Source organism: Vogesella sp. EB (assembly GCF_001037925.1).
GTDB lineage: Bacteria > Pseudomonadota > Gammaproteobacteria > Burkholderiales > Chromobacteriaceae > Vogesella > Vogesella indigofera.
The window spans coordinates 1-14441 of the sequence record NZ_LFDT01000045.1 but is presented as its reverse complement, the minus strand read 5'-3'; the positions used below and the strand labels follow the sequence as shown (position 1 = coordinate 14441).

Sequence of the window (14441 nt, the reverse complement as noted above, 5' to 3'; positions counted from 1 at the left end):
GGTCGTCGGCGTTTTTTGATGTCTGAAGCAGGACAAGGTCGGCACTACAGGCGAAAAACGTTATCAATCGCCGCTATTGCGCACCAGCAGCACCGGCACATCGGCAATCTTCAGCACCCCTTCGGCCACACTTCCCAGCAGCAGGTGCATCAGCCCGCCAATGCCGTGGGTCCCCATCACCAGCAGATCCGCCCCCCATTTGCTGGCGTCGTCCATGATGACACTGGCGATGCGATCGCCCCAGCTTTCGATGATGCCCGTCTCCGGCACCACACCCAGCGCCTCGGCGCGCGTTCGGGCCTGAGACAGCACCTGTTCGCCCGCCTCGCGAATCGAACCCTGCAATTCCGCGGCATCCAGAAACTCGGCACCACCCCAGCCAAACTGCGCCAAATCCACCACGTGCACCATCTTCACCGCGGCACCAACCTCCTTGGCCAGCTTGCACGCTTCAGCCAGGGCCAATGCCGATGTTTCGCTATCATCAACCGGCACAAAAATACGCTGATACATGGTGACCTCCCGTCTCGACACACGATTGAATTGTTGTATTCATACTAGATTACCGGCGCCGAGGAAAGTATTGATAAAGATTAACAGCGGGCGCAGTATGACAAAAACCCTCGCAACAGGTTAACGCATGGCACGCCTCACCTTGCCGGAGATCGACAACCCGGTATTCGACTGTCGGCTCGACATCCGCATCAGCGATATCAACTACGGCGGCCATATGGGCAACGATGCCGCACTGCGCTTCGCCCACGAGGTCCGGCTGCGTTTCCTGCAGAGTATTGACTGCACCGAGATGGATGTTTACGGTGCCGGCATCATCATGAGCGACGCCGCGGTGATCTACCGCAACGAAGCCTTTCATGGCGACACGCTGGCATTCAGCCTCGGCATCACCGACTTTAGCCGCTGCGGCTGCGATTTCATTTACCAAGCCCGACGCTTGAGCGACAATGCCGCAATACTGCATATCAAGACCGGCATTGTCTTCTTTGACTACCAGCAGCGGAAAGCAACCGCTGTACCAGCCGCCTTTGCCGCGCAATTCAGACTGAAACAAGAAGGAGTCGCGACATGAAGAACTACCCCACGAACAGTCCGGAAGCGCTTGCCCGCATCCTTGCCATGTTCATGATTACCGATGGCGAAATGGAAGCGCGCGAGATCGAATCCATGGAAAGCCTGAACGTCTATGAAATCATCGGCCTATCGCGCAAGCGCTTCATCGAGGTGCTGGCAAAGTACTGCGATGACGTCTCCGACGAAGCCGAAAACGATGGCACCATCCACCTACTGTCGCCGCAGCGCGTCAACGAGGTGCTGGACGTGATTACCGATCGCAGCAAGCGCCTGCTGTGCTGCGCCATCGCGCTGGACATCTGCAAGGCCGACAGTGCGATCAGCGACCCGGAAATGCTGCTGCTGCGCCACATGATGCAGCACTGGCAGCTATCGCTGGAAGACCTGGAAAACGAATTCATCCGCCAGTAACACCCTGGCGCGTCCTGTAGCTGAACCATAATCAGCGCAGGCACTGCTGCACCGCAACGGCCACCCTGAGTGGCCGCTTTCGTTCGGCAACCACCATCCAACACGAGCCCATCACATGAAGCAGAAATTCACCGGCAGCGAGCAGTACATTGCCACCCCCGACCTGATGACCGCGGTCAACGCCGCCATCACCCTGGAACGCCCGCTACTGATCAAGGGCGAACCAGGCACCGGCAAGACCATGCTCGCCGAGCAACTGGCCAAAGCGCTGGGCAAGCAGCTGATCGTGTGGCCGGTCAAATCCACCACCAAGGCGCAGCACGGCCTGTACGAGTACGATGCCGTCTCGCGCCTGCGCGACTCGCAGCTCGGCAACGAGCGCGTGCACCACATCAGCAACTACATCGTCAAAGGCAAGCTGTGGCAGGCGTTCGAGGCCAGCGAGGCACCGGTACTGCTGATCGACGAAATCGACAAGGCCGACATCGAGTTCCCCAACGATCTACTGCGCGAACTGGACCAGATGGAGTTCTTCGTGCACGAGACGCAGGAGCAGATCAAGGCTCACCAGCGTCCCATCATCGTCATCACCTCCAACAACGAGAAAGAGCTGCCCGACGCCTTCCTGCGCCGCTGCTTCTTCCACTACATCCGTTTTCCGGACCAGGACACCCTGCAGCGCATCGTCAACGCCCACTTCCCGACCCTGCGTGACAGCCTGCTGCGCAATGCGCTGGAAAGCTTCCTCGCCATCCGCGAGCTGCCCGGCATCAAGAAAAAACCGTCGACCTCGGAACTGCTGGACTGGCTGCGCCTGCTGCAGGCCGACGGCACGCCGGACAGCACGATCCACAACGGCGGCGTGCCGCCGTTTGCCGGCGCCCTGCTGAAAAACGAGCAGGACATGTCGCTGCTGGAACGCATCCTCAACGCCACCCGCGCGCGCCGCAACTGACCATGAACGCCGCCTGGACCGCAACGCTACAGCAGTTCGACCAGCAACTGCAGTTGGCCGCAAGGAGCAAGCACACGCGCGAGGCCTACGCGCGCGACATCACCTATCTAGCCAGGCTGACCCGGCTGGAGCAGCCGGAACAGGTCAACACCCTCGCCGTGCAACGGGCACTGGCACAGTTGCGCCACCAGGGGCTGTCGCCGCGCTCGCTAGCGCGCATCCTGTCCAGCTGGCGCAACCTGTTCCACTGGATGATCCGGCAGGAACACATTGCGGCCAACCCTTGCGCCGGCCTGCGCCCGCCGCGGGCACCACAACGTCTGCCCAAGGCACTCAGCGTCGACGCCACCATGCAGCTACTGGACCAGCCCAGCGAGGGACGGTTGCAATGGCGCGATCACGCCATGTTCGAGTTGATGTACTCCTCCGGCCTGCGCCTGAGCGAAACCACCTCGCTCAATGTCGCCGACCTCGATTTGTCACAACAGCTGGTCAAGGTCAGCGGCAAGGGCAAGCGCGAACGGCTGCTGCCGGTTGGCCGCAGCGCCGCCGACGCCCTGCGCCGCTGGCTGGACGTACGCGGCAGCACCCAGGATGACGCACTGTTCGTGTCGGAACAGGGGACGCGACTGTCATCGCGGCAGCTGGCGCGGCGTCTGGAAAAATGGCGGCTGCAAAGCGATTGCGAGCAGCACGTGCACCCGCACATGCTGCGCCATTCGTTTGCCAGCCACATCCTGCAGTCGTCCGGCGACCTGCGCGCGGTGCAGGAAATGCTGGGCCACGCCAACCTGGCCACCACCCAGATCTACACCAGCCTCGACTTCCAGCATCTGGCCAAGGTCTACGACGGCGCCCACCCGCGCGCCAAGAAGACACCGGACAACTCGTAACGCCCCTGCTCAGTACTGCGCGCCGAGGCTGAAATAGCCGGTCCACTGCCCGCCCTTGGCATTGCCGACACCGACCGACCACGGCCCCAGCACGGTGTCGGCGCCCAGGAACAACGTCATACCCGGCAACCAGCTGCTATTGCGCTGATCCCATACCGTGCGCCACGCCTTGCCGGCCTCGAACGACACCCCGGCATACAGCCCGGAGCCGAGCGCCGACGGCAAGCCGGCGGCACGCCAGTACAGCATGCTGCGCAGCAAGGCGGTGCGACTGGCCAGCAGCTCGCCCGGCTGGTAGCCGGACAGGTTGTTGAAACCGCCCAGTGCGTAGACCATGCCGTCGCCGCGGCCGAAGGAGCCGTCAAACCGCGCGGTGGTGCGCAGCGTGACATCACGTGGCAACAACTGCGCCGCGTCGAGGCGGATGCCGATACTGTGATAGCGCTCATCGAGCGCCATGGTGTACGGCGCCGACAGCGAGAACTGGGCCGCCATGCCCTGTCGCGGCCAACGTGGATTGTCCAGCTGGTCGTAGTTGAACAGCATCCGCACCCCGCGCGCACTCTCCCGCTCGCGCGCGTCGTCGTAGACCGCCGCCCCGGTCTTCAGCCGCAGCGCGGTACGACTCTGGTACACCCCGAGCCGCAATTCGCCGAGCTGGCGGAAATCCCAGCCCAGATCGGCATTGGCCTGCGTGGTGCCGAAGATGAAATCCGCCTCGCGCCGATGACCGGGCGAGTACAGCGAATACAGCCGGTCCTCGTAGCGCGCCGACAGGCTGGCGAACAGCTGGCTGTCGGTCGCCAGCGGCTGGTACCACTCGCTGCGCAGCATCGGCTCCTCACCCAGCCGCAATTCGTTGAGCCACATGCCGCCGGCCGCATTCAGCCAGCTGCGCTTGTGCTCGCCCAGCAGGGCAAAGCTGGCACGGCCATTGGTGGCGCTGCTCAGGCTCAGGCCGGCACGCAGGTAATTGGGGCCAACAAAGCGCTCCTCCGCCGTCACCCGCGCCACATTCTGCCCCTGCTCGAACGCGGCGCGGTAGGACAGCCGCTCCAGGTCGCCATCGGCAAACACCTCGGTCAGGCGACGGTGGAAGGTTTCCAGCGGCAGCGCGGTGGCGGCGGCCGACAGCCGCTGCTGCAGTGTCTGCGGATCGACAAAGTCGAAATTGCCGGCCACCTCGACACGGTCGATGCGCGCCGACAGCGGCGCCCGCTGTGTCGCCTGCCAGGCGGCATAGTGCTCAGGCGGCAGCGCAAACGGCGCCAGTTGTGCGGCGATGCCCTGCGCCGCGCGCCGGCCGACTTCGACGATGTCGGCATTGCGCGCAAAATCGGCGGGAGAAAAGCCGTCCAGGGTTGGCCGCAACAGCAAGTCCTGCGGCCGCATCTTCGCCAGCTGCTCCTTGCTGTTGCGCGCCACCATCAGGTAGCTGGTCTGGTCCAGCACATTGATGAAGCTGCGCAGCTGCTCCGCCTTCAGCGGCGGGGTGCCGACATCGATCACCAGCAACACGTCGGCACAGCCGCCGAGCAGTTCTTCCACCGGCAGCTGCCGCGCCAGGCCGCCGTCCACCAGCAGCCGGCCGTCATGCTCCACCACATCGAACAGCCCCGGCACCGCCATGCTGGCGCGCATCGCCAGGCTCAGGTCGCCACGGTCAAACACCACCGCATCGCCGCTTTCCAGATCGGTGGCCACCGCGCGAAACGGGATCGACAAGCGGTCGAAGCTGGGCTCGTCGCGGGCGCGGGTCAGCTCGCGGATGAACAGATCGATGGCCTGCGAATTGATCGCGCCGCGCGGAATGCGCAGCTCGCCATCGCGCACGCCAAAGGACAGATCGAAGTAGTTGACCAGATCGCCCTGCTTGCGCAGGTAGGGCACGTCCTGCCGCGCCGGCTTGCCCGACAGCAGCACATCCCAGTCGGCACGGCGAAACAGCCCGGCCATCTCGTCCAGCGCACGGCCGCTGGCGTAGGCGCCACCGATCAGGGCGCCGGCACTGGTGCCCGCGATGCAGGCCACCGGCACCCGCAAGCGCTCCAGCTCCTGCAACACGCCCAAGTGGGCAAAACCGCGCGCGCCGCCACCACCAAGCACCACCCCCAGCCGCGGCGGAGTGGCGCTGGCGTGCGCCAGCAGCGGCAACAGCAGCAAGACGGCGGCCAGGCGCCAAGATCCGGAAAAAAGCATAGGCAGCAATGACACTTTCGGTTATTGGTCCGAGATACGATAATATAGCGGGATAATCACGTTACCCTGGCCTTCAACCTCGCCGAGTCCGTCTCCACGTAATGATCGACAACATCAAAACCATTCTGGGGTCCCTGGTCGGTAAGCACAAACCCAGCGACAGCACCGTCTCCGCCACCCTGCTGGTGAAAAACCTGCCGGGTGACGAGTATTACACGACGCTGATCGAGGTCATCAAGGCGGTCAGCAAGATCAATAAGGATGCCACGGTCACCCTAAAGGACCGCATCAGCACCCTGCTCTACGTCGACAGCCAGTCCGTGGGCATGCACAGCAAACTGTGCAGTGAGTTCCTGCGTGGTTCGCCGCGTTCAAAATCGTTCCTGCCCAGCATCCTTTCCTACTGGACCGAACTGTCCAACGGCTACCAGCTGTGCCTGCGCCAGATGCACAGCGCCAAGAATTTTGTCGTCGACAGCAATATCGAGCTGGCCACCGCCCGCGCGCTGCACCACCAGCTGAGCCTGGTGAAATGGAGCGCGCTGCGCTACATCTCGGCCGAGGGCAACACCTGGCAGCAAGCCTATCACCTGTACCAGTTTGCCGAGCAGGAACAGTTCCACACCAAGCGCATTGCGCTGTACGACCGGCTGAACAGCAGCATTTCCCCGGAAGAGCTGCTGATCCAGGCGGCAATGCTGCACCTGGCGCAGACCGACAACCTGCTGCCACAGGAAATCGAGGCCATCCACCTGCTGCTGGAGCGACTGGTGGAAGGCGTGCAGCTGGAGCTGCAGGCCACGCAAAGCGAATTCCAGTATGTGATCAACCTCGACATGCCCGCCGCGCCACAACTGCTGCGCCGCGGCGTGCTGGGCAAGGGCTGCCGCTACTGGTCCGGCGACCACGTCGTCAACCGGCTTGCCGACCTGATCCTCGATTTTGACCAGGGCATCCCGGAAGCCTTTGCCCGCGCGCTGCCGGAAATGAGTCTGGAACTGTGGCGCGACATGCTGCAGAAGCTGTCGACGCGCTGGTCACAGGACGGCGGCAAGTCGATGCGCCGTCACGAACGGCTGTCGTCGACCGGCCAGGCGCGGGTGGAAGTCGGTTTTGAGCGCATCGCCCACCACCTGAAAGTCAACCGCACCCTGCCGCTGGGCGACGACAACCTGGTGCCGGAATGGCGGGTCAACGACACCAGCGAAGTCGGCATGGGGCTGATCTACATTGGCCGCGCGGTGGAAAGCCTGATCATCGGCCGCAGCATCTGGGTGTCGCAAAAAGACCGCCCCAACCAGCTGGGCATCATCCGCCGCGTGCAGCGCCTACCGGAAGGCGGCACCCGCATCGGCGTGGAGCTGCTCGGCAGCCTGCCATTGCCGGTGATCCTCAGCGAAAACGAGCGGGAAGCCATTTCCAACCATAACGGCCTGTACATCACGCAGACCAATGCCCAGAAAGGCAAGCGCGTCTTCATCGTGCCCAAGTCCTTTGCCAAGCCGGGCAAGCTGCTCAATTTCCTCGCCAACGGCAAGTCCTACCAGATCCGCATCAGCAGCGTGATCAGCCAGTTCGAGGATTGTCACCAGGTCGAATTCGAGACCCTGGAACGGCTCAGCGACTGAGCGGGTCTGCACCCGGCCAAAAAAAGGCGGTCACCACTGGTGACCGCCTTTTTTTGGCCGCCTGATGGCAAACCCGCTCACGCCGCCCGCCCCAGCACCGCGTCCAGCCAGCGCGTCGGCAGCAGCCGCTTCAGCCACCAGAACAGGTGCGTCGGAAAGGTGACCCGGTAGCGCGCCGCTGGCCGCGCGGCCAGCAAGGCCCGCTCCACCTTGGCCAGCACCGCCGTCGCCGGCAGCGTGAACGGCGCGGCGTGGCCTTCCTTTTTTAGCCGCAACAGCTGCTTTTCGTACGAGGCGCGGTGCGCACTGTGTGCGATGTCGATGTTAGCCAGAAACCTGGCCAGGGCATTGGAGCGGAAGCGGCTCTCGATCGGACCCGGCTCGATCAGACAGACATGGATGCCGCTGCCAGCCAGCTCCAGCCGCAGGGTGTCGCACAGCCCTTCCATCGCATATTTGCTGGCGTTGTAGGCACCTCGATACTTCATCGCGGCAAAACCCAGCACCGAGCTGTTGAACAGCACGCGGCCATGCCCCTGGCGCCGCATCACCGGCAACACCGCATTCATCAGCTCCCAGGCGCCAAACAGGTTGGTCTCGAACTGCGCCCGCATCGCGTGGCGCGGCACATCCTCGGCGGCACCGGGCTGGCCGTAACCGGCGTTGTTGAACAGTGCATCCAGCGTGCCGCCGGTGCGGCGCAACACCTCGGCCACCGCGGCGTGGATGCTGGTACTGTCGTCCACATCCAGCGGCAGTGCCTCCAGCCCCAGCTGCTGCAGGCGGCTGACGTCTTCCGCCTTGCGCGCGCTGGCAAACACACGCCAGCCCTTGGCGGCCAAGCCTTGCGCCACCACCAGACCAATGCCGGACGAACAGCCGGTAATCAAGATGCTTTTGGCCGTCACGCTGTCACCCTTTCGTCAATCGTTGAGGCCGCCACGATAAACAGCCGTTCACCGGGGGTCAAACGCAAAAGGGCTGTTGCCGCCGCGGCAGCACGCGACCAGCTACGACGGCGCGGCGGGCAAACACAGGCGCCACTTTGTGCGGACGCAGAAAACACCTACAATGGCGACCGGTAAACCGAACAATGCATGAGGAATAAGGTAATGGCCAAATCCGCCAAGGCGCCGGCAAGCTTTGAAAGCTCGCTGGCACAACTGGAAGACATCATCCAGGCAATGGAAAGCGGTGACATGCCGCTGGATGCGGCACTCGCCTCCTACAAGCAGGGTATCGAACTGATGAAGTTCTGCCAGGCCAAGCTGGCCGATGCCGAACAACAACTACGGGTGCTGGAAAACGGCGAACTCAAGCCACTGGACATCAGCCATGAGCAATGAAAACTTTGTCGGCTGGATGACCGCCACCCAGCAATACGTCGAAAACGCACTGGAAGTGGCCCTGCCGGACGAACAGCGCGCTCCGCAGCAGCTGCACCAGGCGATGCGTTACAGCACGCTGCAGGGCGGCAAGCGCGTGCGCCCGCTGCTGGCGTTTGCCGCAGGCGAGCTGGTTGCTGCCGATGCGGCCAACCTTGGCCGCGTCGCCTGTGCCGTGGAAATGATCCACGCCTACTCGCTGGTACATGACGACATGCCGTGCATGGACGACGATGTGCTGCGCCGCGGCAAGCCGACCTGTCACGTCGCCTACGACGAGGCCACCGCGCTACTGGTCGGCGATGCCTTGCAGACGCTGGCCTTTGAACTGCTCAGCCGGCCGATGTCCGATGTCGCCCCGCAGCAGCAGCTGGCCATGGTAGTCACCCTCGCCACCGCCTCTGGTCACGCCGGCATGGCTGGCGGCCAGGCCATTGATCTGGCTAGCGTTGGCCGCAGCCTGAACCAGACCGAGCTGGAGTTCATGCACTGCATGAAAACCGGCGCCCTGATTCGCGCCGCGGTGCTGCTTGGCGCCATGTGCGGCCAACCTTTGAGCGCCGAGCAGACCGACAGCCTCGACCATTTCGCCAAGCGCATGGGGCTGGCATTCCAGGTGGTCGACGACGTGCTGGATGTCGAAGCCGACACCGCCACCCTCGGCAAGACCGCCGGCAAGGACGAGGCCAACGACAAGCCGACCTACGTCAGCCTGATGGGCCTGCAGGAAGCCAAGCAGTTTGCCCGCGAACTCTACAACGACGCGCTGGCCGCGCTGGCACCGTTTGGTGACAAGGCGGCGCGTCTGAAACAGTTGGCCGACTACATCGTCGCCCGCTCGTTCTGAACGACAACACAACACAACAACAATATGACCACACTGCTCGACACCATCCACAGCCCGGCGGACCTGCGCCAGCTGAAACGCAGCGACCTGCCGCAGCTTGCGCGCGAGCTGCGCGAATTCATCGTCGAATCGGTGAGCAAGACCGGCGGCCACTTCGCCTCTAACCTCGGCAGCGTGGAGCTGACCGTCGCCCTGCACTACGTGTTCAATACCCCGGACGACCGTCTGGTGTGGGACGTCGGCCACCAGACCTATCCGCACAAGATCCTCACCGGCCGGCGCGAGCGCATGGGCAGCATGCGCCAGCAAGGCGGCCTTGCCGGCTTTCCCAAGCGTGACGAATCCGAGTACGACACCTTCGGCGTCGGCCACTCCTCGACCTCGATCGGCGCCGCGCTGGGCATGGCGGTCGCGGCACAGCTGCAGGGCATCGAGCGCCACTGTGTCGCCATCATCGGCGACGGTTCGATGACCGCCGGTCAGGCGTTCGAGGCACTGAACAACGCCGGCGCGATGGATACCAACCTGCTGGTGATCCTCAACGACAACGACATGTCGATCTCGCCCAATGTCGGCGCGCTCAACAACTACCTGGCCAAGATCATTTCCGGCCGCTTCTATGCTGCCGTGCGCCAGGGCTCCAACAAGGTGCTGGGCGGCATCGCCCCGCCGCTGCGCGACATCGCCAGCAAGGTGGAAGAACACGTGAAGGGCTTTTTCACCCCCGGTACGCTGTTCGAGGAGTTCGGCTTCAACTACATCGGCCCGATCGACGGCCACGATGTCGACGTGCTGACCGACACCCTCAACAACATCAAGAGCCTGAAAGGCCCGCAGTTCCTGCACATCGTCACCAAGAAGGGTCAGGGCTACAAGCTGGCCGAGAACGACCCGGTGAAATACCACGGCGTGACCAAGTTCGACCCGGCCAACGGCCTGGTCGGCAGCAAGAGCGGCGGCAAGCCACAGTACACCCAGGTGTTCGGCGACTGGATCTGCGACATGGCCAAGTTGGACTCGCGCCTGGTCGGCATCACCCCGGCGATGCGCGAAGGCTCCGGCCTGGTACGGTTCGAGCAGGAATATCCGCAACGCTACTTCGACGTTGCCATCGCCGAGCAGCACGCGGTGACCTTTGCCGCCGGCCTCGCCTGTGACGGCCTGAAGCCGGTGGTGGCGATCTACTCCACCTTCCTGCAACGCGCCTACGACCAGCTGATCCACGACGTGGCGCTGCAAAACCTGCCAGTGGTGTTCGCCATCGACCGCGCCGGTCTGGTCGGCGCCGACGGCCCGACCCACGCCGGCTCCTTCGACCTGTCCTTCCTGCGCTGCATCCCCAACATGACGGTGATGGCGCCCTCCGACGAGAACGAGTGCCGCCAGATGCTGTACACCGCGTTCACGCTGGACGGCCCGAGCGCGGTGCGCTACCCGCGCGGCACCGGCCCCGGTACCGCCATCGTGCACGAAATGTCGGCACTGCCGCTGGGCAAGGGCCACATCCGTCGCCAGGGTCAGGGCAAGGTGGCCATCCTCGCTTTCGGCAGCATGGTAACGCCGGCGCTGGAGGCGGCCGCGGCCTTCGACGCCACCGTCGCCGACATGCGCTTCGTCAAGCCGCTGGATGCGGAGCTGGTGAAACAGCTGGCCGCCAACCACGAGCTGATTGTCACCGTCGAGGAAAACGCGATCATGGGTGGTGCCGGCAGTGCCTGTGGCGAAGTACTGGCTGCGGCCAACGTGCAGGTGCCGCAGCTTCACCTGGGCCTGCCCGACGACTACGTCGAGCACGGCGACCCCGCCATGCTGCTGGCCGGCTGCGGCCTCGACGCCGCCGGCATCGAAGCCAGCATCGCCGCCCGTCTGGGGCGCTAACCCGCATCGCCGGAGGGCGCGCGCATGAGCAACTGGGATCTGGGCAGCTGGCTGTCACTGGCCGATTCGCCGTATGCCGCGCTGCCGGCCATCGTCACCAGCCTCGGCATCGGCCTGCTGATGGGGGTGGAGCGCGAACGCAAGAAACGCACGCTGGCGGGTATCCGCACCTTCCCGATGACCGCGGTGTTCGGCTGCCTGCTGGCGGTGCTGTCACAGCACGGCAGCCCGAACTGGCTGCTGCCGGCGCTGGGCCTGCTGGTGATCGCCAGCCTCGGCTTCCTGCCGCTGGGCCGCGAGGCAGAGGAAAACGAGCCGCGCACCACCACCGTGGTGGCGCTGGTCGTCGCCTACGGTCTGGGCCTGCTCTCCGCCAACGGGCTGGAAGAACTCGCCGTCGCCGTCGCCATCATCGTCACCGCCTTGATGTACCTGAAGCCGGAGCTGAGCGGCATCAGCCAGCGGCTGGATCGCCGCGACCTGCTGGCGCTGCTGCAGTTCGCCGCCCTCACCTTCATCGTGCTGCCGGTGCTGCCGAATCAGGGTTTCGGCCCCTACGCCGCCTTCAACCCGTACCGGGTGTGGCTGATGGTGGTGCTGATCGTCGGCGTTGGCCTTGCCGGCTACTTCGCGGTGCGCATGCTCGGCGAACGCGTCGGCACCCCGGTGCTGGGCATCCTCGGCGGCCTGGTCTCCACCACTGCCACCAGCCTGGTCTATGCCCGCGCCGCGCGCGACAATCCGGCCTCGGTGGCGCTGTCGGCGCGGGTGATCCTGCTCGCCAACCTGGTGTTGTTCGTGCGGCTGGCGCTGATCACCATGGCGGTGGCGCCGGCAGCGCTGGAAGGCGCCATCCTGCTGATGGCCCCGCCGCTGTTGCTCGGTCTGTTGACGGTGATGCTGCGCCCGCGCCACCCCGCCAATGGCCAGCGCGAGACGCCGGCGCTGCAGCTGAGCAACCCGGCGGAGCTGAAACTGGCGCTCAGCTTCGCGCTGGTGTTCGCCATCGTGCTGGTATGCAGCGCGTGGCTGAACGACCTGTTCGGCCAGCGCGGCGTGTACGTGATCGCGCTGATCTCCGGCCTCAACGACGTCGACGCCATCACCCTGACCGCGCTGGAAATGCTGGGCAAGCAGCAGTTGGGGCTGATGCCGACCCTGCTGGCGATCAGTATCGCCATCACCAGCAACACCCTGTTCAAGTTCGGGCTGATCTCCAGCCTCGGCGGCCGCCTGCTGGCGCTGCGCTGCCTGCCGACCTTCGTGGTGATGCTGCTGGGGCTGGCCATCGGGCTGTGGCTCAACCTGATTGCCGGCTGAGCCGCCCCGCCGCTCAGAACCTGTTCAAAGTCCCGTGCGCTCACGCGAGACAAGGCGAAAACGGCTGAGGAAGCGGCGTTGACATGGGGTCAATGAGCATTACGAAGCCGTTTTCAACGCGGTACGCCCCAATTGAGAACAGCCGCAGCAGACATTGAAAGGTTCTCAGGCGTCGGCGCCGACGGCCCGCAGCCGCTCGCGGATCGGCTCCGGTATCGACACCGTCTTGCCGGCCTGGTAGTCGACCCACACCAGCGTCGCCTCGCCCACCGCGTACACGGTCTCGGGGTCGCCCTCGACCCTGAAATGGTGGCGCAGCTTCAGGCTGCTGCGGCCAACCTTTTCCACCTCGATGCTGATCAGCACCGTCGCCGGATAGGTCATCTCGCGCTTGTAGACACAGCTGGTGCTGCCCAGCACTGGGCCGATGCCCTGCGGGTCGATCGGGTAGCCGATGTCGTCCAGCCACTCGACGCGGATCTGCTCCATGTAGCGGAAGTAGCAGGTGTTGTTGAGATGGCCGACCGCGTCCATATCGCCCCAGCGCATGCTGATGCGGCGGGTGTCGAGCAGTGGCAGGATTTTTTCCATCGTGGGCTCCGGTATCTGGTTGCATTGCAGCATGCGATCATAACGCGCTACTGACGTTAACGTCAGTACGCCACCGTGTAACACAGTGTTCCGCATGCGCTAGAATGGCCGGCTTACCCGCCCCCAGCTCACCATGGCCAAACTCTTCTTCCGCTACGCCGCAATGAACAGCGGCAAAAGCACACAACTGCTGCAGATCGCCAACAACTACGAATCGATGGCCAAGACGGTGCGGCTGTACACCGCCGCCATCGACGACCGCTTCGGTGTCGGCAAGATCACCTCGCGCCTCAACATCCAGCGCGACGCGCTGACCTACGACGACCATTTCGATTTTCTGGCCGCGGACTACGCCGGCATCGCCTGCGTGCTGATCGACGAGGCGCAGTTCCTGACGCCGCAGCAGGTACAACAGCTGCACCGGCTGGCGCATACCCGCCACGTGCCGGTGATCTGCTTCGGCCTGCGCAGCGATTTTCGCGGCGAGCCCTTTCCCGGCGCCGCCTGGCTGCTGGCGCTGGCGGAAGACATCGAGGAGATCAAGACCATCTGCCACTGCGGTCGCAAGGCCACCATGCACATCCGCCGCGACGGCAACGGCCAGCGCATCAAGGAAGGGCCGCAGGTGGAAATCGGCGACGAGGCCCGCTACCACGCGGTGTGCGCCAGGTGCTTCTACGCCTGAACGCCTGCCCGATCACCCCGCCACGCCCGCCAGCACACAGCGCTGGCGTTTTTATTGACCGAGACCGGTCCGCGGCCACACTGTTGATCAGCCGGCACAGGTACTGATCGCGGGGCGCACCGCCTCGATTGCGGCCAACCTTGCCCTGCCCCGCAAGCCCGGCCTCCCACCCGAACCATCACCGCGCGCCGATGCCGTCGCCATCCGGCTTTTCCTGTCGGCACCGCAGTCTCGCCTTTCTGTGATGCCGGCCTTGGCACTATAAAGAACTGCCAACCCGTTCCCCGTCACAAGGAGCGCCTCATGTTGCCAGCCGGTAGTCAGGATGCGGTCGACAGTTTCTATCACCTGCACGGCGAGGACTCGGCCGCGCTGCCGTGTCAGGGGCTGGCCTGTTTTGCCGCGCGCGCGCAGGCACCGGCGGCGTGGCGCGCGGCGCAGCGACTGGACCGCGGGCTGTACTGCCACGGCCAGTGCCACCAGCCACCGGGGGCGACACCCGTGCGCCCGCACATCGCCAGCCTGCTGCCGCACAGCGTGTTGCTGGACAACGTGCTGGC

14 protein-coding genes and 1 pseudogene are annotated in these 14441 nt (G+C 64.5%); 11 read left to right on the top strand and 4 right to left on the bottom strand.

Features of this window, described 5'->3' with window-relative positions; translation table 11 throughout:
• Positions 1–63 precede the first annotated feature (63 nt).
• Complete coding sequence (locus ACG97_RS16145; RefSeq protein WP_047968409.1) at positions 64–513, bottom strand: universal stress protein; 450 nt, start codon at positions 511–513, stop codon at positions 64–66.
• A gap of 127 nt (positions 514–640) precedes the next feature.
• Here ACG97_RS16145 and ACG97_RS16140 point away from each other — a divergent pair, with 127 nt between their 5' ends.
• The 4 genes from ACG97_RS16140 (at position 641) to ACG97_RS16125 (ending at position 3348) form a co-directional block, all read left to right on the top strand.
• Entirely contained in the window at positions 641–1087 is a 447-nt protein-coding gene (locus ACG97_RS16140) for a thioesterase family protein (protein ID WP_047968408.1), read from the top strand.
• Positions 1084–1500, top strand: coding sequence for a hypothetical protein (locus ACG97_RS16135; protein ID WP_047968407.1), 417 nt, complete (start codon positions 1084–1086; stop codon positions 1498–1500). Before ACG97_RS16140 ends, ACG97_RS16135 begins: the two co-directional genes overlap by 4 nt.
• A gap of 115 nt (positions 1501–1615) precedes the next feature.
• Complete coding sequence (locus ACG97_RS16130; RefSeq protein WP_047968406.1) at positions 1616–2455, top strand: MoxR family ATPase; 840 nt, start codon at positions 1616–1618, stop codon at positions 2453–2455.
• A 2-nt stretch (positions 2456–2457) separates the two neighbouring features.
• Positions 2458–3348 (top strand): tyrosine-type recombinase/integrase, encoded by an 891-nt coding sequence (locus ACG97_RS16125; RefSeq protein WP_047968405.1) that lies wholly within the window; start codon positions 2458–2460, stop codon positions 3346–3348.
• A 9-nt stretch (positions 3349–3357) separates the two neighbouring features.
• Here ACG97_RS16125 and ACG97_RS16120 read toward each other — a convergent pair whose 3' ends face one another.
• Positions 3358–5511: a patatin-like phospholipase family protein gene (locus tag ACG97_RS16120; RefSeq protein WP_047968404.1), complete on the bottom strand. Its 2154-nt coding sequence runs from the start codon at positions 5509–5511 to the stop codon at positions 3358–3360.
• Positions 5512–5648: 137 nt separating this feature from the next.
• On the opposite strand from ACG97_RS16120, the gene ACG97_RS16115 reads away from it, so the two are divergent.
• Positions 5649–7175 carry a hypothetical protein gene (locus tag ACG97_RS16115; protein ID WP_047968403.1) on the top strand — a complete coding sequence of 509 codons (1527 nt, stop codon included), beginning with the start codon at positions 5649–5651 and terminating at the stop codon, positions 7173–7175.
• A 77-nt stretch (positions 7176–7252) separates the two neighbouring features.
• Here ACG97_RS16115 and ACG97_RS16110 read toward each other — a convergent pair whose 3' ends face one another.
• A complete protein-coding gene (locus ACG97_RS16110) occupies positions 7253–8083 on the bottom strand; it encodes an SDR family oxidoreductase (protein WP_047968402.1) in 831 nt (276 codons plus the stop codon).
• Between the two features lie 204 nt (positions 8084–8287).
• Here ACG97_RS16110 and ACG97_RS16105 point away from each other — a divergent pair, with 204 nt between their 5' ends.
• Genes ACG97_RS16105 through ACG97_RS16090 form a run of 4 tightly spaced genes read left to right on the top strand, consistent with a single transcriptional unit; the run spans position 8288 to position 12605 of the window.
• Complete coding sequence (locus ACG97_RS16105; RefSeq protein ID WP_047968401.1) at positions 8288–8521, top strand: exodeoxyribonuclease VII small subunit; 234 nt, start codon at positions 8288–8290, stop codon at positions 8519–8521.
• Entirely contained in the window at positions 8511–9407 is an 897-nt protein-coding gene (locus ACG97_RS16100) for a polyprenyl synthetase family protein (RefSeq protein WP_047968400.1), read from the top strand. The genes ACG97_RS16105 and ACG97_RS16100 overlap by 11 nt, the downstream gene beginning before the upstream one ends.
• A gap of 24 nt (positions 9408–9431) precedes the next feature.
• Positions 9432–11285, top strand: a complete 1854-nt coding sequence (gene dxs / locus ACG97_RS16095; protein WP_047968399.1) for a 1-deoxy-D-xylulose-5-phosphate synthase — start codon at positions 9432–9434, stop codon at positions 11283–11285.
• A 24-nt stretch (positions 11286–11309) separates the two neighbouring features.
• The gene (locus ACG97_RS16090) at positions 11310–12605 is read left to right on the top strand and encodes an MgtC/SapB family protein (RefSeq protein ID WP_047968398.1); all 1296 of its coding nucleotides are present in this window, start codon (positions 11310–11312) and stop codon (positions 12603–12605) included.
• Between the two features lie 165 nt (positions 12606–12770).
• Here ACG97_RS16090 and ACG97_RS16085 read toward each other — a convergent pair whose 3' ends face one another.
• Entirely contained in the window at positions 12771–13196 is a 426-nt protein-coding gene (locus ACG97_RS16085) for a thioesterase family protein (RefSeq protein ID WP_047968397.1), read from the bottom strand.
• Between the two features lie 133 nt (positions 13197–13329).
• On the opposite strand from ACG97_RS16085, the gene ACG97_RS16080 reads away from it, so the two are divergent.
• Both ACG97_RS16080 and ACG97_RS16075 read left to right on the top strand, forming a co-directional pair.
• Positions 13330–13881: a thymidine kinase gene (locus tag ACG97_RS16080; protein WP_047968396.1), complete on the top strand. Its 552-nt coding sequence runs from the start codon at positions 13330–13332 to the stop codon at positions 13879–13881.
• A gap of 303 nt (positions 13882–14184) precedes the next feature.
• A pseudogene (locus tag ACG97_RS16075) lies at positions 14185–14441 on the top strand (hypothetical protein); the annotation flags it as partial.

Excerpts from the sequence above, each read along its gene's own strand:
- ACG97_RS16125 (WP_047968405.1), top strand. The coding sequence starts at position 2,458 with ATGAACGCCGCCTGGACCGCAACGCTACAGCAGTTCGACCAGCAACTG.
- ACG97_RS16115 (WP_047968403.1), top strand. The coding sequence starts at position 5,649 with ATGATCGACAACATCAAAACCATTCTGGGGTCCCTGGTCGGTAAGCAC.
- ACG97_RS16085 (WP_047968397.1), bottom strand. The coding sequence starts at position 13,196 with ATGGAAAAAATCCTGCCACTGCTCGACACCCGCCGCATCAGCATGCGC.
- ACG97_RS16080 (WP_047968396.1), top strand. The coding sequence starts at position 13,330 with ATGGCCAAACTCTTCTTCCGCTACGCCGCAATGAACAGCGGCAAAAGC.
- ACG97_RS16145 (WP_047968409.1), bottom strand. The coding sequence starts at position 513 with ATGTATCAGCGTATTTTTGTGCCGGTTGATGATAGCGAAACATCGGCA.
- dxs (WP_047968399.1), top strand. The coding sequence starts at position 9,432 with ATGACCACACTGCTCGACACCATCCACAGCCCGGCGGACCTGCGCCAG.
- ACG97_RS16105 (WP_047968401.1), top strand. The coding sequence starts at position 8,288 with ATGGCCAAATCCGCCAAGGCGCCGGCAAGCTTTGAAAGCTCGCTGGCA.
- ACG97_RS16090 (WP_047968398.1), top strand. The coding sequence starts at position 11,310 with ATGAGCAACTGGGATCTGGGCAGCTGGCTGTCACTGGCCGATTCGCCG.
- ACG97_RS16100 (WP_047968400.1), top strand. The coding sequence starts at position 8,511 with ATGAGCAATGAAAACTTTGTCGGCTGGATGACCGCCACCCAGCAATAC.
- ACG97_RS16130 (WP_047968406.1), top strand. The coding sequence starts at position 1,616 with ATGAAGCAGAAATTCACCGGCAGCGAGCAGTACATTGCCACCCCCGAC.
- ACG97_RS16140 (WP_047968408.1), top strand. The coding sequence starts at position 641 with ATGGCACGCCTCACCTTGCCGGAGATCGACAACCCGGTATTCGACTGT.
- ACG97_RS16135 (WP_047968407.1), top strand. The coding sequence starts at position 1,084 with ATGAAGAACTACCCCACGAACAGTCCGGAAGCGCTTGCCCGCATCCTT.